Annotated in this window: 22 protein-coding genes and 1 tRNA gene; 10 read left to right on the plus strand and 13 right to left on the minus strand. The window is 64.6% G+C overall.

The features are described 5' to 3' along the window. The first annotated feature begins 333 nt into the window (after positions 1-333). Complete coding sequence (locus EJI00_RS07840; RefSeq protein WP_260590511.1) at positions 334-1,188, plus strand: class I SAM-dependent methyltransferase; 855 nt, start codon at positions 334-336, stop codon at positions 1,186-1,188. A 35-nt stretch (positions 1,189-1,223) separates the two neighbouring features. Continuing rightward, a complete protein-coding gene (locus EJI00_RS07845; RefSeq protein ID WP_126746905.1) occupies positions 1,224-1,991 on the plus strand; it encodes a TIGR04325 family methyltransferase in 768 nt (255 codons plus the stop codon). Positions 1,992-2,030: 39 nt separating this feature from the next. Here the strand turns inward: EJI00_RS07845 and EJI00_RS07850 are convergent, their stop codons facing one another. Next, positions 2,031-3,263, minus strand: coding sequence for an acyl-CoA dehydrogenase family protein (locus tag EJI00_RS07850; protein ID WP_126746906.1), 1,233 nt, complete (start codon positions 3,261-3,263; stop codon positions 2,031-2,033). A gap of 166 nt (positions 3,264-3,429) precedes the next feature. After that, positions 3,430-3,503 (minus strand) — tRNA-Gly (locus tag EJI00_RS07855). A 573-nt stretch (positions 3,504-4,076) separates the two neighbouring features. Between EJI00_RS07855 and EJI00_RS07865 the strand changes: the two genes are divergently transcribed. Then, a complete protein-coding gene (locus EJI00_RS07865; protein WP_126746907.1) occupies positions 4,077-4,358 on the plus strand; it encodes a hypothetical protein in 282 nt (93 codons plus the stop codon). 109 nt (positions 4,359-4,467) lie between these two features. Here the strand turns inward: EJI00_RS07865 and EJI00_RS07870 are convergent, their stop codons facing one another. Beyond that, the gene (locus EJI00_RS07870) at positions 4,468-5,616 is read right to left on the minus strand and encodes a sensor histidine kinase (protein WP_126746908.1); all 1,149 of its coding nucleotides are present in this window, start codon (positions 5,614-5,616) and stop codon (positions 4,468-4,470) included. A gap of 72 nt (positions 5,617-5,688) precedes the next feature. Between EJI00_RS07870 and EJI00_RS07875 the strand changes: the two genes are divergently transcribed. Then, a complete protein-coding gene (locus tag EJI00_RS07875; RefSeq protein WP_126746909.1) occupies positions 5,689-6,069 on the plus strand; it encodes a response regulator in 381 nt (126 codons plus the stop codon). A gap of 41 nt (positions 6,070-6,110) precedes the next feature. Here EJI00_RS07875 and EJI00_RS07880 read toward each other — a convergent pair whose 3' ends face one another. Next, positions 6,111-6,395 (minus strand): hypothetical protein, encoded by a 285-nt coding sequence (locus EJI00_RS07880; RefSeq protein WP_126746910.1) that lies wholly within the window; start codon positions 6,393-6,395, stop codon positions 6,111-6,113. Positions 6,396-6,397: 2 nt separating this feature from the next. Further along, positions 6,398-6,640, minus strand: a complete 243-nt coding sequence (locus EJI00_RS07885; protein ID WP_126746911.1) for a hypothetical protein — start codon at positions 6,638-6,640, stop codon at positions 6,398-6,400. Between the two features lie 58 nt (positions 6,641-6,698). Here EJI00_RS07885 and EJI00_RS07890 point away from each other — a divergent pair, with 58 nt between their 5' ends. Continuing rightward, positions 6,699-6,884, plus strand: coding sequence for a hypothetical protein (locus tag EJI00_RS07890; RefSeq protein WP_126746912.1), 186 nt, complete (start codon positions 6,699-6,701; stop codon positions 6,882-6,884). 153 nt (positions 6,885-7,037) lie between these two features. On the opposite strand, the gene EJI00_RS07895 is transcribed toward EJI00_RS07890, so the two are convergent. Next, positions 7,038-7,559 (minus strand): DUF1579 family protein, encoded by a 522-nt coding sequence (locus EJI00_RS07895; RefSeq protein WP_126746913.1) that lies wholly within the window; start codon positions 7,557-7,559, stop codon positions 7,038-7,040. A 178-nt stretch (positions 7,560-7,737) separates the two neighbouring features. Between EJI00_RS07895 and EJI00_RS25060 the strand changes: the two genes are divergently transcribed. Continuing rightward, the gene (locus tag EJI00_RS25060) at positions 7,738-8,094 is read left to right on the plus strand and encodes a hypothetical protein (protein WP_185868085.1); all 357 of its coding nucleotides are present in this window, start codon (positions 7,738-7,740) and stop codon (positions 8,092-8,094) included. Between the two features lie 88 nt (positions 8,095-8,182). Continuing rightward, positions 8,183-8,482, plus strand: a complete 300-nt coding sequence (locus EJI00_RS07905) for a hypothetical protein (RefSeq protein ID WP_126746914.1) — start codon at positions 8,183-8,185, stop codon at positions 8,480-8,482. Positions 8,483-8,511: 29 nt separating this feature from the next. Here EJI00_RS07905 and EJI00_RS07910 read toward each other — a convergent pair whose 3' ends face one another. Both EJI00_RS07910 and EJI00_RS07915 read right to left on the minus strand, forming a co-directional pair. After that, entirely contained in the window at positions 8,512-8,910 is a 399-nt protein-coding gene (locus EJI00_RS07910) for a hypothetical protein (RefSeq protein ID WP_126746915.1), read from the minus strand. Positions 8,911-9,002: 92 nt separating this feature from the next. Further along, a complete protein-coding gene (locus EJI00_RS07915) occupies positions 9,003-9,824 on the minus strand; it encodes a ferritin-like domain-containing protein (RefSeq protein WP_126746916.1) in 822 nt (273 codons plus the stop codon). Between the two features lie 255 nt (positions 9,825-10,079). Here EJI00_RS07915 and alaS point away from each other — a divergent pair, with 255 nt between their 5' ends. Continuing rightward, complete coding sequence (gene alaS / locus EJI00_RS07920) at positions 10,080-12,704, plus strand: alanine--tRNA ligase (RefSeq protein WP_126746917.1); 2,625 nt, start codon at positions 10,080-10,082, stop codon at positions 12,702-12,704. Next, positions 12,704-13,735: a 2-dehydropantoate 2-reductase gene (locus EJI00_RS07925; RefSeq protein ID WP_126746918.1), complete on the plus strand. Its 1,032-nt coding sequence runs from the start codon at positions 12,704-12,706 to the stop codon at positions 13,733-13,735. Before alaS ends, EJI00_RS07925 begins: the two co-directional genes overlap by 1 nt. 24 nt (positions 13,736-13,759) lie before the next feature. On the opposite strand, the gene EJI00_RS07930 is transcribed toward EJI00_RS07925, so the two are convergent. The 3 genes from EJI00_RS07930 to EJI00_RS07940 form a co-directional block, all read right to left on the minus strand. After that, complete coding sequence (locus EJI00_RS07930) at positions 13,760-14,509, minus strand: transporter substrate-binding domain-containing protein (protein ID WP_126746919.1); 750 nt, start codon at positions 14,507-14,509, stop codon at positions 13,760-13,762. Positions 14,510-14,566: 57 nt separating this feature from the next. Continuing rightward, the gene (locus EJI00_RS07935) at positions 14,567-15,385 is read right to left on the minus strand and encodes a substrate-binding domain-containing protein (RefSeq protein WP_126746920.1); all 819 of its coding nucleotides are present in this window, start codon (positions 15,383-15,385) and stop codon (positions 14,567-14,569) included. 127 nt (positions 15,386-15,512) lie between these two features. Further along, positions 15,513-15,797 (minus strand): DUF1488 family protein, encoded by a 285-nt coding sequence (locus EJI00_RS07940; protein WP_126746921.1) that lies wholly within the window; start codon positions 15,795-15,797, stop codon positions 15,513-15,515. 124 nt (positions 15,798-15,921) lie between these two features. On the opposite strand from EJI00_RS07940, the gene EJI00_RS07945 reads away from it, so the two are divergent. Further along, positions 15,922-17,052, plus strand: coding sequence for a sensor histidine kinase (locus EJI00_RS07945; RefSeq protein ID WP_126746922.1), 1,131 nt, complete (start codon positions 15,922-15,924; stop codon positions 17,050-17,052). Positions 17,053-17,108: 56 nt separating this feature from the next. Here the strand turns inward: EJI00_RS07945 and EJI00_RS07950 are convergent, their stop codons facing one another. Further along, complete coding sequence (locus tag EJI00_RS07950) at positions 17,109-18,014, minus strand: response regulator transcription factor (protein WP_126746923.1); 906 nt, start codon at positions 18,012-18,014, stop codon at positions 17,109-17,111. Beyond that, a complete protein-coding gene (locus EJI00_RS07955) occupies positions 17,992-21,384 on the minus strand; it encodes an ATP-binding protein (protein WP_260590513.1) in 3,393 nt (1,130 codons plus the stop codon). The genes EJI00_RS07950 and EJI00_RS07955 overlap by 23 nt, the downstream gene beginning before the upstream one ends. Positions 21,385-21,500: the final 116 nt, after the last annotated feature.

Below are 21,500 nucleotides of genomic sequence, written 5' to 3' on the forward strand. Positions count from 1 at the left end.
ATGGCACGGCGGGCTGCGGTCAAAAGGGAGAGGGGATCCCGGCGTTGCACCGGGGACCTGACGATTACAGTTCGGCCTTGATCGCAGTGGCGCTGCCCCGAGTCGATGCTTACAGGTGGCGCGAACGCGACGCGAAAATATCGAGAACTAAGGATGTATGGATAAACAGGGTAAACGGCCCCTGTTATTAATCATTCGAGCTTGTAACGAAGTTAAAAATTTCCGTCGCGGAATCCGAGTTCATGTAATTCTTGAGCAATAACTTGTCTCAAGATTGTCGCAACTTTTGAAGGATTCCAAATGTTCCGGGATATCTTATTGCCAAATGCAAAATTGAAGCAATCCGGGGTCTACTACGAGTCTGGATTGGAGCGGAAAACCGAAGCCATTACCGCCAACGCCACTTATTTTGGCAATCCGCAGTGGGCCCAGGAGTACCTCGATTTCTGCCACCGGGACGCACATTTCAGGAGCCGATGGCTCGCGGCGGCGGGCGACTGGACGGACAAGATCGTCATCGACCTGGGCTGCGGACCCGGGAATATCTTTGCCACCGTGGGCGGAAAGCCGCGGCTTCTGGTGGGCGTCGATGTCGCTCCCGGCTCGCTGGAGTTGGCGGCAAAGCTGGGCTATACGGCGGTGCTGGCCGATGCGGCCTACACGCCTTTTCGCTCGCATGTGGCGGACATCGTCGCCATCAATGCGTCCCTGCACCATTGCGACGACATGGCTGCGGTGCTGCGCGAAGGCGCCCGGCTCGTCAAGCCGCACGGCCTCCTGGTAACCGACCACGATCCGCAGCTCACCGCGTGGGACTACAAGGGCATCGCCAAGCTCATGTGGGATGCGCGGCTGTGGGTTTACCGGGCCATCCGGCATGGCTTTCACAAGACCGGCAGCCAGCAGTCGTGGGGCCTCAGGACCGAAGTCCATCACCAGCCCGGTGACGGCGTCACGAAGGAGTTCTTCAAGTCGACACTGGAGCCGCTCGGCTTTGATGTGCGCGTTTATCCGCACAACCACCAGATCGGCGCCGAAGCGCTGAGCGGTGTTGTGGGGCCCGCGCAATGGAAGTACCGCCTGGGCAATGTGCTGTCCGGCCGGCGCCCGTCCGCACCTACCAGCGCGTTGTCATTGATGTGCGTAGCCAAGCGCCGCGGCGATGCGCCAAACATGGCGGCGGAATAAAGCCGTTTTCACAACAACAAAGAGGAGACCGACCCATGCTTTCAACCCTGATGCCCCTGACACCGAGCGACTACGAGCGCAAATTTTTGGCCAACCAGGACGAGAACCTCTTCATGGGCTCGTTCGAGAGTTTTGCCGCCGCCGAAGCGGGCGCACCTCCTTCGAAGGCGGTGGGCTACGACAACGCCGAAGCGGCCTGGGAAATCTACAGCCACCAGATTTATTTCTACGACTACCCGGGTCTTTTCTGGCTCTCCAGGTCCATCGACGCGGGCATGTCGCGCGTGTTCGACCTGGGCGGGCACGTGGGCATCAAGTACTACGCCTTCCGCCGCGTGATGCCTTACCCCGACAACCTGCGCTGGACTGTTTGCGATGTTCCGGGCGTGGTGCAAACCGGGCGCGAACTGGCCGTGCGGCGCGAGGCGACCGCGCAATTGAGCTTTACCACCAACTACGAAGATGCCAGCGGCTGCGACGTGCTGTATGCATCGGGCAGCCTGCAGTACTTGCCCGTACAGATCTCCAAGATCATTGCATCGCTTGCAGTGAAGCCCAAGCGCATCGTGCTGAACACGACCGCCGTTCACCCGGAGCGCACCATCTACACGCTCAACAGCATCGGCTTTGCGGTGTGCCCCTACCGCATCCAGCACGACGAGGAGTTGTGGGCAGAGCTGAGAAACGCCGGATACAAGCGCCGCGATGCCTGGCGCAACGTAGGCAAGCCCATCGAAGTGCCCTTTGTCGAGGGTGGGGACAAGCCCTATTACGCGGGGTGCTGCTTCGACCTTGCCGGGTAAGCGGCGTGAGAGGGCTACTCGCGAGCCCTCTCGCCGTTGTCAACGTGCGTAGCGCGCGAGCTCGTGCTTGGCAATCGCGTTGCGGTGCACTTCATCCGGACCATCGGCCATGCGCAGATGGCGGGCGTAGGCCCAGAAGTTCACCAGCAGCGTGTCCTGGCTCAAGCCCATGGCGCCGAAGGCCTGCATTGCGTCGTCGATCACCTGGATGCAGTTGTTGGGCGCAATCACCTTGATCATCGCGATCTCCTGCGCCGCCACCTTGTTGCCCACCGTGTCCATGCGCCAGGCCGCGTGCAGCACCATCCAGCGCGTCTGGTCGATCAGCATGCGGCTCTTGGCAATGCGCTCGCGCCACACGCCCTGTTCGGAAAGCGGCTTGCCGAAAGCCACGCGCGACACCACGCGTTCGCACATCATCTCCAGCGCCGATTCGGCCATGCCGATCATGCGCATGCAGTGGTGAATGCGTCCCGGGCCGAGGCGGCCCTGCGCAATTTCGAAGCCTCGGCCCTCGCCCAGCAGGATGTTGTCGACCGGCACGCGCACGTTCTCGAACAGCACCTCCGGGTGGCCGAACGGCGCATCGAAGTGATTGACCAGCGCCATGTCGCGCAGCACCGTGATGCCCGGTGTGTCCGCGGGCACGATGACCATCGACTGCTGCTTGTGGCGATCGGCGTTGTCGGGGTCCGTCTTGCCCATCAGGATGAACAGCTTGCAGCGCTCGTTCATCGCACCGGTGATGTACCACTTGCGCCCATTGATCACGTACTCGTTGCCCTCGCGCCGGATGCTGCACGCGATGTTGGTCGCGTCCGAAGAGGCCACTGCCGGTTCGGTCATTGCAAAGGCGGAGCGGATCTTCCCGTCGAGCAGCGGCTGCAGCCAGCGCGCCTTCTGCGCGGCCGAACCGTAGCGCTCGATCACCTCGGTATTGCCCGTGTCCGGCGCGCTGCAGTTGAACGCCTCGGCGCTCCAGTAGCGACGGCCCATGATCTCGCACAGCGGCGCGTACTCCAGGTTCGTCAAACCCGCACCGTGTGCCGTCTCGGGCAGGAACAGGTTCCACAGGCCCGCAGCGCGGGCTTTTTCTTTCAGTTCTTCGAGCAGCGGCAGGCCGGTGTAGAAGCCGCCATTCTTCTGCGCGTTGAGGTAAGACTGATGCGCCTCTTCGGCCTGGCGCTTCTCGTTCGGGTAGATGTGCGCATCCATGAAGGCAAGCAGCCGCGTGCGCAAATCCTGGACCTTGGGCGTGTAGGCGAATTCCATGAGAGACGTCTTTCGAGGGGCTTTGGGGGTGCCTCGATGGTGCCGGGCCGCTGGCTGGGCGGCTGTCTCCTGCATGACGGGGGCGTACGGCATGAGCGCGCTGTAGACGCGGCTGACGAAGGGCTTCTTACTCACGCCGAGTTTCAGCTATCTACGACGCAGCGCTTGGAGCGGGTGAAGGGAATCGAACCCTCGTATGAAGCTTGGGAAGCTGCCGTTCTACCATTGAACTACACCCGCATTTTGCAACCCGTTGATTTCTAACGAGTTATCGACCTAAGTGCCTGATTTTACAGAGGGAAGTTGGAGTTTCAACTTCGACCGTGTTCCCAACGTCACCCGGCTTCACCCCTATCAACTTGGCACCTTGGCGTAGGTTTTGGCGTAGGTTTTTTTGAGAGAAACTACACCCGAAACCATTCGTCTTCCGCATGCCTGCGGGAGCCGTCAGCCGGAGTATAGGTCCATGTTCTTTGACGTTAGAGCCGCCAAGCTTCTCAAGCCTGGAGAGCACCTGGCGGTGGAAGGGTGCGAGGGCCTGCGCCTGGTCGCCTCTGCGTCGAAACAGACGTGGACCTACCGCTACAAGTCACCGGCAACGGGCCTGATGAAGCAGACGGCCAGCCGAGATAAGTGGCCACACTGAAGCCCGGTGCGGCGCGAAAATGTGAATTTGTCCCATTTTCCTACTGCGTCATGAATCGCCGTCCGACACGACTTCCTGTGTGCGGGCATATCTTCGAGTTCCCCCGTAAGGGGCGATGCGGGAAGCGGCAACCCCTATAAGAGAACGCATCGAACGAGATAAAAGCGATGCCCTTGCTCTACTTGCTACACCTGATGACCACCCCATTGCCTAAGGTGGTGACGAGACTTGAAGACGTTCGGTATGTAAGCGTGTTGAAGGCGACGGGGCTTGTCGAAGCGGACATAGCGATCGCATTGGACCCCGTAGGCAAGTACCAGGTAGCTCGCACGGCCACCGTCACGCGCATCACTGAAGCGGGCATGGCGGAAATCAACATCTTGCTTCGCGCACCTCGGCGAGCGACGACGACACCGCCGATAGCGCAGAGCAGCACCTCATCGGCCTGAGCGCTGCGGGGCATTCCGACGGGCGGGGAGCAATGGGCGGGTCAACTTGGCTCGTGGTTCGTCACCAACGTGCATCAGCATCGAGCCCGATTTCTTCGACGCCATGGGTTCAGAGCTCGTTCGATCCGCGCGCAGTTGGCGCACCCTTCGGCAGCGTCACCGTAAATCGCACCTTCCGCGACTCGCAATGGCCACTGACCTCTCCGCCGTGCGCCCTTGCAATCTGCCTGACGATGAAAAGACCCAGGCCCAGATGCGAGCGGTCCGATCCCAGCCGCTGTACCGCGCCGCGCCGCAAGGGTTCGAACAGCAGTTCCATTTCGCTGGAAGAGATGCTTCCGGCTGCAGCATTCTCGACGGCAAGGCGAACCGAACTTTCGTCGCCCTCTAGCCGGACAGCCACGGGCTCGGCAGGCAGCCCGTGCTTCACAGCGTTTGTGACCAGATTGCCGAGCGCTTCACGGACTCGGGACCCGTCGAACTCGCCTCCGGTGTCCCCGCGCACCATCAATTCGATCCTGGTGCCCGGAAACGCGTCGCGTTGCAGCTCCACTTCCTCGCCGCAGACCACGGCCAGGTCGACCGGCAGCCGTTCGATCGTCATCCCGCCGCCCAAGCCAGCCCGGTTGTACTCCAGCAGCGAGTCCAGCAACGACGCCATTCGGCTGACGCTGCGCTTCAATCGCTCGGTCGGCAGGGCAAGTTCCTTCGGCGCCACCCGAGTGAGGAACTCGGCTGTCAGGGAAACGGCATTCAGCGGCGTGCGCAGGTCGTGGCCAATGACGCCGAGGAAGATCTGCCGCCATCGCTCCACTTCCGCTGCATACACCCGCACCGACTCGGCGAGCGCTTGGTCGATGGCCTCGTTGAAACGGCCCACGTCGCGCACGGTATCGGGGCCTGGAGAAGAAGTCTCCGCCTCCGACCAGAGCCGCAGCACACATGAGCGCAGCGCGCGGTATTCGGCGACCACCTGCTCGATGTGCAGCCCGCTGCGGGCGCGCATAAGGCCGTGCGTTTCCGCCGCGGTTTCCTCGTGTCCGATCATGGCGAGCGGGATGCCGTGAGACTTTTCAATCGACTCCGTCCTACTTTGAGGCGTGCGCAGGTCCGCTGCAATGGCGGCCAGTACCTTGGGCAGGTGGTTGCGCAAGACGACTTCTTCTTCGTCCTTCAACGACACGATCGTCCGGGCGTACGCGACCGCCTCTGCCAGGATTTGCTCTTTGGAGAGCTCTATGAAAGTTGCAAGTTGCATGGTGCCCTTGGTGCATCTGCCTCCGGGCAGGGCTTCCTTGATACCGGCTCGCCAAGAAGAAAGCAATAAGAAATGACCCAATTCATGGAAATTCTTGTCCTAGACGACGAGCGCGAAGCCGCCGATCTGCTGTCCGCCGTGCTCTCCTTGCGCCTTCCTGGCGCTTCGATCCGAACGGCCTACACCGGGAACGCCGCCGTGGCCGCCGGCACGGCGCAGCGGCCCGACGCTGCGATCCTCGACCTGGAAATGGCCGGCTTGGACGGGGAGGGCGTGGCGCACGCGTTGCGCTCGGCCTATCCGGACTCCCGGCCCCTTCTGATCGCGGTATCTGGGAACACGTTGAGACTCGGTGAACTGCGGCAGTCGGGCATCTTCGACTACCTGGTGAGCAGGCCAATTGACATCGCGGGGTTGATCGAGATGCTCAAGGGGAAAGGCCGCTCAGCCTAGCTTCGAAAAAAAGGTCGAGCAGTCATGTGAAGCGGCATGGCTCACTCCCGCGGAGGACCACCAATCTCGCAGTACCACACCTGATAGAACCAGCGATCTCCGATCTTCTCGGCGCCCGCGAAGCTGATGGTGTCGTAGGCGCAAGCGGCGATCTCTGGTCGCCAGAGGAGACCCAACGGCTTGACGTTCGCGTCAGGCCCCGAAATCCAGAGCCCGAGCCGGTCTCGTCCCTCGCGCTGATCCAATGTGAGCATCCCGCAGGCCCATGGCTGATCCACGAACTCGTGCTTCGTCAGTTGCGCGCCTTCGCGATAGCGCCGCCGCATCCTCACTCGCGCCACGGGTCCTTTACAGCGTCCGGTAGCAGCTCTGGCATCTCATGCATGACAGCCCGGATGTGGTCGCCAGCGTTGCGGTCCCAGTCTCCATACAGGTCGCCGATGCGCGCACAGCGGCCGGCTACCTGGTCGGCAAATTCTCGAAGGGAAGGCCGCATCGGCTCATCGGACCGGAGTTCGCCAACCCTCCGCGCCACCTCGGCGAGTTCTTCTTCAATCGAGGGCTCGGGCATCGCGGTCTTAGTACCTTTGTACTGTACAAATATACAGCATTCTGGTGATAATGGACCCATGGAAAACGTGCCCGCAACCCTCTGGATTGCCGCCTGCGCGCACCGGCTGCAGCAGCAGTGGCATACCGTCGATCCGCTCGATCTCGAGGATGTCGCGCGTGATTTGTGGCGCGACGAAAGACTGCAAGCGATGCCGCCTGACGAGGCGGCGGTTGATTGGCTGAGGCCAATCACCTTGGCGTAGGTTTTGGCGTAGGTTTCAGTGAAACAGCGGTGTTTTCACTTGAGGTGCACGTCTACCATTGAACTACACCCGCGGCAGGCGCGGAATCTACCGTTCTTGTCCGATGCAATGAACTGCGCCGGCGCCTTGGAATGCAGATGATCTAGCTCCCGTTCAATCCCGCGCCAGCGATGACGCAGGCACCCGGCTGTAGTTCACCTCGAGGGCGAGTCCTTCCTCCCCGCCCGGCGTGATGTTGAACATGCGGATGTCCAAGTGCCCGGCGTCAGGCTGCGACACCTCGGTGCGCCAGCCCCAACGCTCGCCGCCCGCGCCGGTGCCGTAGCTGCCCAGCGCGCCGAAGCGCCCGTCCTCCACTCGGCCGGTGCTGAACATGATCGACGTGCCGGTGCCGAAGCTCTCGCCCCAGGCGCATTCGAAGGCGTCTTCATCGAGGTGGTAGCCCCAGAGAGCGACGCCCTCGAACGGCTCGCCGCCGCAGCGGCCCTCGTACTCGTGCAGCAGGAACCGGCCGCGGCCGACCAGCCGGATGGTGCCGCGCTGCACCGATTCGTCGGCCAGCTTGCCGGGCTCGAACCAGAGCCGGAAGCGGCCTTCCCAGTTGCCGGCCATCGCAGCCAGCCGGTGATGCGTGCCGCCCGGCGCGGCGGATCGTTCGAACGCTTCTTTGCTCATGAGGCCTCTCGTGAACAGACTGCTGTCGCGGAAGATGGTGGGTTCATCGCTCGACATGGTGCGCCACCCGCGCAAACCCGACCTTTTTGCCCAACTAATCTAGACACCGTCACATTGCCCCAAAACAATCCGGCACCCTCAGGTTCAACAAAAAGCATTCGCTGAGGGGATCAAAAAAATGCACCTGCTCTTCTTGCTGCGACTCCAGCATGTCGAGTTACCTGCCGAGATCGTGAGGCCCGAAGAAATCAAGCATGTTTCGGTTCTCAAGGCGACGGGCCTGGTAGAAGCGGAAATTGCACCGGCCATCGACCCATCCGGCAAGTTCAATATGGCCCGGACCGCCATCGTCACGGCAATCACTGAAGACGGCATCGCCGAGATCATGAAGTTGCGCACCGAACGGATGCGGCCCGCAACGACATGGCGGGCGGCCAGGCGCCGCCGAAAGCTGTGCATCCGATGCGGCCAGCCGAACACTCCGGTTTGCAGCTGCTCCCCGGCACCTGAACCGAAATCCAGCGCGCCGATCTGACTGACCGGGAGGCCGGAAGAAGGCCGAAGCAGCGAGAAACCGCGCTCGTCCGACACGGCGCGGCTTGCTCATCGCCGACGATCCGGCGATGTCAGCGCTTCGGAGCATTGCCGTCACCGTCATCGAAGTGGAAGAGGGCGCCTACCGTTGGCGCCTGGTCGAGCTTGGCGACGAGGAACTGGGGCAGGGCTGGAGCCTGCTGCGCCAGCAGCCGAGGTCGATGAAGACCTACAAGGCGGCGATGGCGGCGGGCTTGGTCGAGCTGCAGAAGATGATCGACGACCTCGACGTGGGGCCGCGGGAGCAAGAAGAGCCCGGCCTGGCGAAACCCGCGAAGAAGAGTGGGCCGGTGTTCGGGTTCGGCTTCGGGCTGCCGAAGCTCGGCTGAAGGGCAAGAAAGAAAGCCGCGGGCCGTTTTCAGACCGGGCCGTACAGCGCCCTGATGTGCCGGCCCGCATTGGCGGAGGCCGAATCGCCGTAGCCGTCGCCCACCGCAGCGCACAGTTCCGCAATGCCGTGGGCGAATTCGATGTGCATCTGGTCGAGCCGTTCACCCGGCTTGATGATGCCGACCTCGGCCGCCAGCGCGGTGAAGTTGGTCTCGGGGTCGCGCACCAGCTGCTCGGGCTCGGGCGTGTTTTCGAAATGCTGGCGCGCCACGTCGGCGGGTTGCCGATCACCCACCACCCGCACCAGGCTCAGGCCCTGGTCGATCAAAAATTCATGATCGGCCCGCCCACCGGCCAGCCGCGTCCATTCGGCGGCGAACAGCGACGCCCATTCGAGGCAGGCATTTCTTGGGGCAAATTCAGGCATTTCGCTAAATCCAGCAAAGTACCTCTAAAGTATACATCTGCGTTCTTGGAACTTGTGGGCGAATTCACCCCTTGCAGCTGGCACCAAGCCCATCAACGCAGGAAAACATGCTCCATGAACTGCCTGATGGGGTACTGGATCATGGTTTGCACCCCGGCCGGCAGTTCCAGCGGGCGCATCAGCATCTTGAGGGTCGCGCCGGCGCTCAGGTTGGTGCGCACGGTGCTGTTGAGGCGAGCGCTCAGCTGCTGGACAAAGGCGGTGTCGCCGGCGCGCTCGGGCGACCGGGTGCGCACCACGTGGCGAATGGCGCAATCGGCGTCTTCGCTCTTCAGCTCCAGCGTGCGCCGGCCGATGGTGCCCAGCACGCGAAGGCGGCTGAGCCGCTCCTCCTCGCGGTAGCGGCGAAAGAAGCGGTAGAAATGCTTGTAGTGGCTCACCTCGTCGGCCGCAATGCGGCTGGCCAGGTCGCGCAGCACCGGTTCGTCCGTGCTGCGCGCCATGGCGCGGTAGTAGGTGGCGGTGCCGGTTTCGACCACGCAGCGCGCCGTCATCTCGAGCCCGCGCGTGGGGGCAAGCAGCTCGACCTTGCAGTAGGTGGCGTATTCCTCTAGAAAGCCGCGGTAGGCGGTTTCCCAGTCGAATTCTGGCCACACATGCGCCACATAGGCGCGCAGGGCCTTGCCGTGCTGCAGTTCCTCGGCCTCCCAGTGGTGGGTGAGCCAGTCGGTCACCTCGTCGTCGCCGCGAAAGAAGTCGACCAGGTTCTGGGTGTACAGGTCAGAGCCGCTTTCAATGAAGGAGGCGGAAGCAACGAGGTAGAAAAGATTCTCGTCCTGCCAGACTTCGTCGCGCGCAATGCGCGAAAACTCCAGATCCTCGATTTTCCAGTGTGGCGCCTCATGACCTGCCATGCATGCTCCTTGATTCACGTCGGGATGAAAACAGCCATTAGGACGAAGCCGAACGCATTTGGTTCTCCCGGTGCGGCCCATGGTAGCGGCGCTCCCCACGGCCAGCTGACTGCGGCCCCGGCAAGGCGCGGGGCGGTAGCCAAACCTATAATCGTTTGTTCAAGCAAATCAAGCAGTTAGGTCGGTTCGACGCAGTGGGCTCGACGAGAGGGTCGCCATCGCCAGGCCGCCCTCGACAGAAGACGAAATCCAAAGATGAGCCAGCCCACATTCACGGTCGCGGACATCCGCAAGACCTTTCTCGATTTCTTCGCCTCCAAGGGCCACACGGTGGTGGCCTCGAGTTCGCTGGTGCCCGGCAACGACCCGACGCTCATGTTCACCAACTCGGGCATGGTTCAGTTCAAGGACGTGTTCCTGGGCGAAGACAAGCGCCCCTACGTGCGCGCCGCCTCGGTACAGGCGTGCCTGCGCGCCGGCGGCAAGCACAACGACCTGGAGAACGTGGGCTATACCGCGCGCCACCACACCTTCTTCGAGATGCTGGGCAACTGGAGCTTTGGCGACTACTTCAAGCGCGAATCGCTCAAGTGGGCCTTCGAGCTGTTGACCGAGGTGTACAAGCTGCCGGCCGAAAAGCTCTGGGCCACGGTCTACATCGAGGACGACGAGGCCTACGACATCTGGACCAAGGAAATCGGCCTGCCGCCCGAGCGCGTGGTGCGCATCGGCGACAACAAGGGCGGGCGCTACATGTCCGACAACTTCTGGATGATGGCCGACACGGGCCCCTGCGGTCCGTGCTCCGAAATCTTCTACGACCACGGCCCCGAGATCCCCGGCGGCCCGCCCGGCAGCCCCGATGAAGACGGCGACCGCTACATCGAGATCTGGAACAACGTGTTCATGCAGTTCGACATGCAGCCCGATGGCTCGGTCAAGAAGCTGCCCGCGCCCTGCGTGGATACCGGCATGGGCCTGGAGCGCTTGGCGGCCATCCTGCAGCACGTGCACAGCAACTACGAAATCGACATCTTCGACGCGCTCATTAAGGCCGCTGCGCGCGAAACCGGCGAAAAAGACCTGGGCAACAACTCGCTGCGCGTGATCGCCGACCACATCCGCGCCACCTCGTTCCTGGTGGCCGACGGAGTGATCCCGTCGAACGAAGGCCGCGGCTATGTGCAACGCCGCATCATTCGCCGTGCGATTCGCCATGGCTACAAGCTTGGGTGGATGTCACCTTTTCTGCACAGAATGGTGCCAGATTTGGTCAGCCTGATGGGTGATGCATATCCCAAGCTTCGAGCGGATCAGGAACGGATTTCCGGTGTACTAAAAGCTGAAGAGGAGCGCTTCTACGAGACCCTCGGCAAGGGCATGTCCATGCTTGAGGCCGAGTTGATCGAGGGAAGCACAGTGCTTTCTGGCGATCTGGCGTTCAAACTGCACGATACCTTCGGATTCCCACTCGACTTGACGCAAGACGTATGCCGCGAGCGCGGCGTGAGCGTGGACGAAGCCGGCTTCAACGCCGCCATGGAAAAGCAGAAGGCCGCAGGCCGCGCGGCCGGCAAGTTCAAGATGGACCGCAACGTCGAATACGGCGGCGCGGGCAACGTGTTTACCGGCTACGAACATCTCGAAGAAACCACCAAGGTGGTGGCGCTGTACTTCGAAGGCGCGGCCGTGCAAGAACTGAAAGAAGGCCAGCCGGGCATCGTGGTGCTCGACACCACGCCGTTCTATTCGGAGAGCGGCGGCCAGGTGGGCGACCAGGGCGTGCTCGTGGCCGAAGGCGTGCAGTTCGGTGTCGAAGACACGCAGAAGATCAAGGCCGACGTGTTCGGCCACCACGGCACGCAAACGCAGGGCACGCTGAAGGTGGGCGACACGGTCAAGGCCGCGGTCGACACTGCGCGCCGCGCCGCCACCATGCGCAACCACTCGGTCACCCACCTGATGCACAAGGCCTTGCGCGAAGTGCTCGGCGACCACGTGCAGCAGAAGGGCTCGCTGGTCGATGCCGACAAGACGCGCTTCGACTTTGCGCACAACGCGGCCGTCACGCACGAGCAGATCCTCGAGATCGAGAAGCGCGTGAACGCCGAGATCCTTGCCAACACCGAGACCCATGCGCGCGTGATGGACATGGAGTCGGCCCAGAAGACCGGCGCCATGATGCTGTTCGGCGAAAAGTACGGCGAGAGCGTGCGCGTGCTCGACATCGGCACCAGCCGCGAGCTTTGCGGCGGCACCCATGTGGGCCGCACGGGCGACATCGGCCTGTTCAAGATCGTGAGCGAAGGCGGCGTGGCGGCCGGCGTGCGCCGTATCGAAGCGGTCACGGGCGCCAATGCGCTCAGCTACCTGCAAGACCTCGAATCGACCGTGCAGAGCGTAGCCGCCACGCTCAAGTCGCCCACCGCCGAGCTGCAAGGCCGGCTCACGCAGGTGCTGGAGCAGGTGAGAGCGCTGGAGCGCGAAGTGGGCGCGCTCAAGGGCAAGCTCGCTTCGTCGAAGGGCGACGAACTCGTGTCGCAGGCCATCGACGTGAACGGCATCAAGGTGCTGGCCGCCAAGCTCGATGGCGCCGACGCCAAGACGCTGCGCGACACCATGGACAAGCTCAAGGACAAGCTCAAGACCGCGGTGATCGTGCTGGCCGCGGCCGACGGCGCCAAGGTGCAGGTGGCCGCAGGCGTGACCAACGACACGGTGGGCAAGGTCAAGGCCGGCGAGCTGGTCAACTTTGTTGCGCAGCAAGTGGGCGGCAAGGGCGGCGGCAAGGCCGACATGGCCATGGCCGGCGGCACCGATGCCGCGGGCCTGCCCGCAGCGCTCCAATCGGTGCAAGCCTGGGTGGCGGAACGCACCTGATGGCCGCCACCGAGGTGCTCGGCTCCCCTCCCGGCGAAGTGCTGGTGATGGGGGCGGGCACCATCGGGTGCTTCATCGGCGGCAGCCTTGCCGCGGCGGGTGTTCCGGTCACTTTTGTCGGCCGCCCGCGCGTGCTGCAAAGCCTTGCAGCGCACGGCCTTGCGCTCAGCGATCTGGACGGCGGTTCGCATCGCTTGCCCGCCGGCAGCCTGCGCCTGAGTGACCAGGTGCCTGCCGGCGCCACGCCGGCGCTGGTTCTGCTGTGCGTAAAGAGCGGGGCCACGGCCGAGGCGGCCGCGGAGCTTGCCTTTGCGCTGCCCGCGGGCACCACGGTCGTCTCACTGCAGAACGGTATTTCCAATTGCGCTGCGGCGTCGAAGGCCGGCCCCACGCTGGGCGTGCTGCCCGGCATGGTGCCCTACAACGTGACGGAAACAGGGCCGGGCGCCTTCCACCGGGGCACGGCAGGACGGCTGGCTGCGAAGGACGACGCGGCGCTGCGGCCCTGGCTGCCGGTGTTCGAGCGTGCCGGCATTCCCCTCGACCTGTACGCCGACCTGCTGCCGGTGCAATGGGGCAAGCTGCTGCTCAATCTCAACAACCCCGTCAACGCGCTCTCGGGTCTGCCGCTGCGCGACGAGCTGCTGCAGCACGGCTACCGGTGCTGCTTTGCCGCGCTGATCGACGAGGCGCTGGGTGTGCTCGGCAGCGCCGGCATTGTGCCCGCGCAGGTGGCCGCGGTGCCGGCACGGAGACTCTCTGCAGTGCTGCGGCTGCCCGACTGGCTGTTTCGCATCGTTGCGGCGCGCATGCTGCGCATCGATGCCAAGGCCCGCTCCAGCATGGCGGATGACTTGGCGCTTGGGCGGCGCACCGAGATCGATGCGCTCAGCGGGGAGGTCGTGCGGCTCGCGCAAGAGCACGAGCTGGATGCGCCGCGCAACGCCCGGATGTCCGCGATGCTCGAAGAATGGCCGCAGCAGCCCAGGCGCTGGTCCGCTCGGCAATTGCAGGACGCACTCGGCCTCTAGGCGTCGCGCAATGCACCCCACCGCCTAAGCCGCTGGCGCGACGGCAGCGCCTTCGATGCGATGGCGCCCGAGCGCACCGGCGACAAAGCCGCTCGCCTTCATCTCTTCGACGAAAGCGGCCAGCAGCGCCTGCGCCTCTGCGCCGCGGCTCGCCGGCGTGCCCATCGCTTGCTGTATGACCATGAAACGGCCGGGTAGCACGCGCACGCCCCGCTCGCGCTGCGCTTCGGCTTCGAGCAGTTGGCGAATGCCGGCGGCTACGTCGACCTGTCCGGAACGCAGCGCGGCGAGCGCCGCTGCCGCCCCCTGCAGCCGCATGATCTCCGCGTGCTTGATCTCGCGCGTGAGGAACAGGTCGTAGGCGCTGCCCGCGCCAACCGAGATGCGATGGCCCTGGGCATCGACCTGCGCGTTGTCCGTGAGCGTCGACGAGTCGCGCACGAGGTAGCTGCCTTCGATCAGCACATAGGGCGCGGTGAAGAGCAGCCCCTCGCTGCGCGCCGGGTCGACGGCAAAGAAGCCGATGTCGGCCTTCTCGTTCTTCACCGCATCGACCGACGCCGCCGCCTTTTCGAACACCACGAGCTCCACGCCCACGCCAAGCCGCCGCGCGAACTCGCGTGCGAGATCGATCGAGACGCCTACCGGTTCGCCCGTGGCCGCGTCCTTGTTCGCAAGAATCGGGTTGCCCAGGTTGATTGACGCGCGCAGCGTGCCGCCGGGCGCAAAGGCGGAAACAAGAGCGGGTGCAATGGCGTGTTGCGGCTGGGTCATGGCGTCCATCGTTCGAGGAAGATGATGGGCACCAGTTTACTGACCCGCACCGATGCGTCAGCGTGCCGTTATCGGCTCGAGCCCGGTCTTCGCGATGGTTGGCGCTGCAGCGGGCGCGTTGAGGTAGCGAATGAGCTGGCGTGCCGCATCGGGCTGCTTCGAGGCCGTGGCCACGCCGGCCGAGAACACCGTGACGCGCTGAACCTCCGCGGGCAGCGGGCCGATGTAGTCGATGCCCTCGATGGGAAGCAGCTCGCTCACCTGCTGCAGCCCCAGTGCCGCGTCGCCGCGTGCCACCACGGTGCCCACGCGCTCGCTCAGGATGCGCTTGCTCTTGGGCTTGACCTGGTCTTCGATGCCGAGCTTCTTGAGCAGCTCCGTCTCGTAGTAGGTGCCGCTGGCACTGGCCGAGTAGGCGATGGAAGGCGCCGCCAGCAGCGTGCGCTTGAGCGCGTCCACGGTCGAGATGTCGGGCTTGGGCGCGCCCTTGCGCACCGCGAAGCCGATGGACGAGCGCACCAGGTCGACCTGGCTCCCCGGCACCACCTTGCCTTGCGCCACCAGCGCGTCGAGCGCGGGCCGCGCAAGGATCACCACGTCGGCCGCCTCGTTGCGCGAGAGCCGGCTCGGAATCGAATCTTCCGCGTTGCCCATGGAGGCCCCATATGCGGTCTTGACCGTGCGGCCGCTGCTGCGCTCGAAGCCCGGGCGCAGGTCGTTGTACGCGGCCGTGAAGCCGCCCGAGGTCATCACGTGGATGTCGCCGCCGGCGGGGGCCTGGCCACCCAGGCTGCCGCATCCGGCAAGAACGGCCGTAGCCGCCAGCAGAGCGGTGCGGCGGGTCAGGCGATTGAACGAGAAAGGCTGGGTCTTCATGATGTCTCCTGATAGTTTCGCATCCATCGTAGCCAGCGAAGCTGTCAATCAGCCTTCTGCGCTGCTGGGGAAACCACCGACCCGCGGGCGCGGCAGACATGCGCACCCGTTGGAGCCTCGGTCCAGATCAACCGCGGGGTAGATCGAATTCGCGCAGCATCACGGGTTCGATCGAGCCTTGCGCAACCCGTCTGCGCACGGCTGCCTCCAGTTGGTCCGCGTACTGCGCGTAGGTTTCCATCGGGTCGCCGACTTGGGCGCCGGACCGATAGCGGTAATGCATGATTTCCCTGCTGATACTCGCGCCCACGGGTTGGTCATCGATCAGGACCCAGAAGCGGACCGTGCCAGAGGCCTCGTGGAAGAAGGGAGGATCAACGGGGGCCGTCCCGGAAAGAGGCTGTTCAGACATGGGGTGTATTCGGTTCGAGGAGCTTCAGGATACGCTTCATCGAGTACCCCTTTTCCCCAGACGCCTGGACCGCCGCTGTTTTTCCGCCTCCTGTTGTCCTACACGAGTGCATACTCCGTCCAGCATGCGTTTAAGCCAATTCATCAAAGACAACATCGAACCCATTCTCATCGAGTGGGAAGCCTTCGCACGCACGATGATTCCTCCAGCGGAGACCATGTCCGTTGTCGAGCTGCGGGACCATGCGCATGAAATCCTGCTGGCCATTGCCGGCGAGATGGAATCGGCGCAGTCTGAAAAGGAGCGCGAGGCAAAGTCCAAGGGACTCGCGCTGCCGTTCCTGAAAGGGACTTTCGCCGCCGAACACGGCGGCTTGCGTCAGCGGGTGGGCTTCGACCTTTCCCAATTGGGCGCGGAGTATCGCGCGCTGCGGGCCACGGTTCTGCGTCTGTGGATGGGAAACGTCAGCGTGGTCGACGCCGCGGTTCTTGAGGAAGTGGTGCGCTTCAACGAAGGCATAGACCAGGGCCTTGCCGAGGCCATGGCCACCTATTCCGAGCACGTCGCCAATTCCAGGGACACCTTCCTGGCGGTTCTGGGGCATGACCTTCGAAACCCCTTGAGCGCGCTCGGCTCCTGCATTCATCTTCTCGAACTGGCCGGCGAGGCAAAACCCAAGGAGCGCACCCTCCAGATCGCCAGGCGCAGCATTGCCTCGATCAACGATATGGTCACCGACCTGCTCGAGTACACGCGCACCCGGCTCGGCCGCGGCATCGAGGTGGTTCCGCAAGAGGGTGACCTGAGCGCTCTGTGCCAGGAGGCCTTCGACGAGGTTTGTGCGGCTTACCCCAAGCGGGCACTGGTTGCCGAGCTTCCGGCCGGCGTGGTCTTGATGTTCGACGCACCCAGAATGCGCCAGGTTCTCACCAACCTGCTGAGCAATGCCGTGCAGCACGGAGACCCCGCTTATCCCGTGGCCCTGGTGATTCGCGATGACGGCGCGCACACGACCCTTATCGTCAAGAACCAGGGGCGGCCGATTCCCCCTGACTCGATGCAGGTCATCTTCAACCCGCTGGTTCAGGTGCCGACCCGGGAGTCGGCGCCGCACGAGCGGCCCGCCACGAGCCTGGGTCTCGGCCTCTATATTGCCCGCGAGATCGTGACGGGGCACGGCGGCACGATCACGGTGACGTCATCGGCAGCGGAAGGCACGGCATTCACCGTTCATCTGCCCCGCAGCAGAACATAGACGATCGATCCTGCCCGGACGCATGGCGCGCGGGTCTCGCCATAACCCCGCGTCGATCAGCCCAGTTGCCCGCTCGCCAAGGCCGCCGCAGCGGCACGTGTTTCAACGCCGAGCTTCTCGAAGATGTGCTCGAGGTGCTTGTTGACCGTGCGCGGGCTGGTGCCGAGGATTTCGCCGATGTCGCGGTTGGTCTTGCCCTTGGCAAGCCACGACAGCACCTCGGTCTCGCGCGGCGTCAGGGCCGCTTCGGCAAGGCGTGCAGAAGGCGCGCCGCCGGCACCTTCGCGCTGCACGGCAAAGAGAAGCATGGTTTCGCCGAGCGCCGCGGCGCCCAGGTTGCGCACCGAAAGCCGTGTTCCCGCCGCGGTCATGAGTGCTATTGCGGCACCCTGCACGAGCACGGGCTCCAGCGAAGCGGGCAAGAGGCCCGGTGCCGGCGGCGCATCCATCGCGTGCAGCCACAGCGCGGCCTGGGGTGAACGCCACGCGACGCGACCGTGCGCATCGACAAAGACCACGCCCATGCCGGCCACGTCGACAGCATCGCGTGCCATGCGCGTGATCCGCGCATTGCGCGTGTGCGTGTGCAGCCGCGCGAGCACTTCCTGCGCGCGGATGGGCTTCACCACGTAGTCGACGCCGCCGCACTCGAAGCCTTCGACCACGTGTGCCGTTTCCGAAAGGCCTGTCATGAACAGCACGGGAATGTGCGCAAGCGCCGCATTGGCCTTGATGCGCCGGCAGGTCTCGAAGCCCGAAAGGCCGGGCATCAGTCCGTCGAGCAGGATGGCGTCGGGCACCACCAGCTCGAGGCGCTGCAGCGCGGCCTCGCCGTCGGCGGCAACCAGCACGGTGTAGCCGCTCGACTCGAGCGTGTCGCACAGCATGCCCAGGCTGCTGGGGGCGTCGTCCACCACCAGCACCACGGGGCGTTCGGTTTCAAGGGGCGAGAGTGTCTGCATCTTCTGCGAGTGCCTTGCGGAGATTGTCGAGATCGAAACGCGTGACCATGCCGCGCAGCCATGTGCAGGTCATGGCGGCGGGTGGAGAAGCGGCGGCGAGCCGGTCGAGCACCTGGTGCAGGCCGCGCACGTGGCCCATCTGCACCAGCCGCATCAGCTCGGCACGGTCGTCTTCCGAAAGCGCCAGCTGCTGCGGCCGGGGCGCGGTGTCGACGGTGGGCGGCATCGCGTCGTTCAGCGCCAGCCATTCGAGCCCGAGGTGCCGTTCCAGCGTGGCGATCAGCTGCGACTCGATGACCGGCTTGCCCACGAAGGCCTGGCAGCCCGCGGCGCGCAGCAGTTCGCCCTGGTTTTCGAACATGTTGGCCGAGACGATGATGATCGGGATGCGGTCGAAGCCCGAGGCGCGCACCAGCGCCGCGGTCTGCCAGCCGTCCATGTCGTCCATGGTGAGGTCCAGAAGAATCGCGGAAGGCAGGTCTTCGCGCAGGCTGTCGAGGCATTCGGTGCCGCTCGCGGCCTCTCGCACCTCGAAGCCCAGCGGCGCGAGCATGCCGGCCAGCATCTGGCGCTGCACCGGCTGGTCGTCGACCACCAGCAGCGTGCGGCGCGCGCCGATATAGCCCGACACCGGCCGCCGCAGTGCGCCGGACTGCGCCTCTGGCCCCGGGTCGGCCACTTCGCGCAGGTATACCCGCACGCTGAACGTGCTGCCCGCGGGCGAGGTCTCGGCCAGGCGCAGTTCGCCGCCCATCAGCGATGTGAGAAGGCCCGTGATGGTGAGCCCGAGCCCGGTGCCGGGCTCGCCGCGCCTGCGTCCGGCGGCCCCGCGCTCGAAGGGAAGAAAGATGCGCTGGTGGTCTTGCGGCGCCACGCCGATGCCGGTGTCGACCACGTCGAAGCGCAGCACCTCGCGCCGTGCATCGACATGCAGGGTGACCGTACCGCTGTCGGTGAAGCGCACCGCATTGGCCAGCAGGTTGATGAGAATCTGGCGCAGCCGCTTGGCATCGGCATGCACCCAGGGCGGCAGCCGCCCGCTGTGGGTGTACACGAACGCCAGGCCCTTGTTCTCCGCCTGCGGCCGCACCATGTGCACGAGTTCGTCGAGAAAGGCGGGCAGCGCGAGCGGGGCGGGCTCCAGCTGCAGGCGGCCGGCCTCGATGCGGGCCAGGTCGAGCAGCCCGTCGATCAGCCCGAGCATGTGCTCGCCGCTGCGCTGGATGGTCTGCACCGCCTCGCGCGGCGGTGCCACGGCCTCGGCCTTGAGAAGGATCTGCGAGTAGCCGAGGATGCTGTTCAGCGGCGTGCGCAACTCGTGCGTCATGCCGGCCACGTAGCGGGTCTTGGCCTGGTTGGCGGCCTCGGCGGCTTCCTTCGCGGTCTGCAGCGCCGCATCGGTGCGCTGGTGCGCCTCGATCTCGACGGTGAGCAGGTGGTTGTGACGGTTCGATTCTTCCTGCGCCATCTGTCGGCTCTCGCTGCCCAGAACGATCCACCATGCGGCAACGGCTGCCACCAACGACAGCAGCGCAAACACCTTGAGGAAGGCGCTTCGCAAAGCAGGGTCCACGGCATCCGAGCCCACGATGGCCTCTTGCGCATACACCACGCCCATCACGGTGGCCAGCAAGGCCACGAGCGAGGTGGCCACCATCAGGTAATGCGCCACGCGAAAGTTGAGCCGGCCCGACAACGCGGGCGGCAGCAGCGCCTTGAGCCAGCTGCTCATCTGCTCGGCGGCGCGCGAGTCGGTCTTGCAACGGTCGTGGCAGCGCGATTCGAGCGTGCAGCACAGCGAGCAGATGGGGGCGCTGTAGGCCGGGCAGTGCGCCATGTCTTCCGACTCGAAGCTGTTGTCGCACACCGAGCACTTGACCATTTGCCCCGGCGTCCAGCGCTGGATGTCGGTGCGCGCCAGGTAGTAGCGCCCGCGTGTGCGCCAGGCCAGCAGCGGCGAAACGACCAGCGCCGTCATGAGCGCGATGAAGGGCGAGAACGCCCGCGCCCATTGGCCCAGCACACCGGAGTAGGCCAGCATGGCGAGCGCCGCCGCCACCAGCATCGCTCCCAGGCCGACCGGATTGATGTCGTACAGGTGCGCGCGCTTGAACTCGATGGTGCGCGGGCTCCAGCCGAGCGGCTTGTTGATGACCAGGTCGGCCACCAGCGCGCCAACCCATGCAATGGCGATGTTGCTGTAGAAGCCCAGCACGTGCTCGAGCGCCGCGAACACGCCGAGCGTCATCAGCAGAATGGCGATGACCACGTTGAACACCAGCCACACCACGCGCCCCGGGTGGCTGTGCGTGAGCCGCGCAAAGAAGTTGGACCACGCCAGCGAGCCCGCATAGGCGTTGGTGAGGTTGATCTTCATCTGCGACACCACCACGAAGAGGGTGGTGATTGCCAGCACCCAGGCCGGGTCGCGCAACACGTACGAAAAGCCCGTGAGGTACATCAGCGTGGGCTCGATGGCGTGCTTGCCCGGAATCTCGTGCTGCAGCGCAAGAAAGGCCAGGAAGGCGCCGCCCATCATCTTGAGCATGCCCGGCACGGTCCAGCCCGGCCCCGCCACCAGCACCGCGGCCCACCAGCGGCCCCGGTTGGCGGCCGTCTTCTCGGGAAGGAAGCGCAGGTAGTCGACCTGCTCGCCGATCTGCACCACGAGCGAAAAGGCCACCGTGGCGGCGGCGCCGAACATCAGCGGGTCGAAGCCGCTGCTGTCCGAGGTGCGGCCCACCAGGCCGGTGAAGTCGGCATAGAGCTCTGGCTTCTTCACCAGCACCGCGATGAAGGGGCAGACGAACAGCACGATCCAGATCGGCTGCGTCCACAGCTGCAGGCCCGAGATGAGCGTGATGCCGCGCATCACCAGCGGCACGATCACGATCGACGAGAGCAGGTAGAGCAGCGGCAACGGCCAGTCGAGGTACAGCTGCAGCGCCAGCGCGAGGATGGCCGCCTCCAGCGCAAAGAAGATGAAGGTAAAGCTCGCGTAGATCAGCGAGGTGAGGGTGGAGCCCAGGTAGCCGAAGCCCGCGCCGCGCGTGAGCAGGTCCATGTCCACGCCGTGCTTGGCCGCGTAGTAGGAAATCGGCAGGCCGGTGAGGAAGGTGATGAGCCCCACCACCAGGATGGCCCACAGCGCGTTCGAGAAGCCGTAGTTCAGCGCGATGGCCCCGCCGATGGCCTCCAGCGCCAGGAACGAGGTGGCGCCGAAGGCCGCGTTCGCGACGCGGAACTCCGACCACTTGCGAAAGCTGCGCGGCGTGTAGCGCAGTGCGTAGTCCTCCAGCGTTTCGTTCGCCACCCACGCGTTGTAGTCGCGGCGGATGCGAAAGATCTTCTGGCCGGTGACGGGTTGCATGGTGGGCTCTGGTGGCGAGGGCGGCGGTGGCATGGCTGCAGATACAGCAAGAAGCGCTCCCTGCATTTCCCTGCCTTCCGCTACCCGTGCACGGCCTGCGAGTCTGGGTGCAGTCG

Origin of the sequence: Variovorax sp. DXTD-1, assembly GCF_003984625.1 — a bacterium.
Lineage (GTDB): Bacteria > Pseudomonadota > Gammaproteobacteria > Burkholderiales > Burkholderiaceae_C > Variovorax.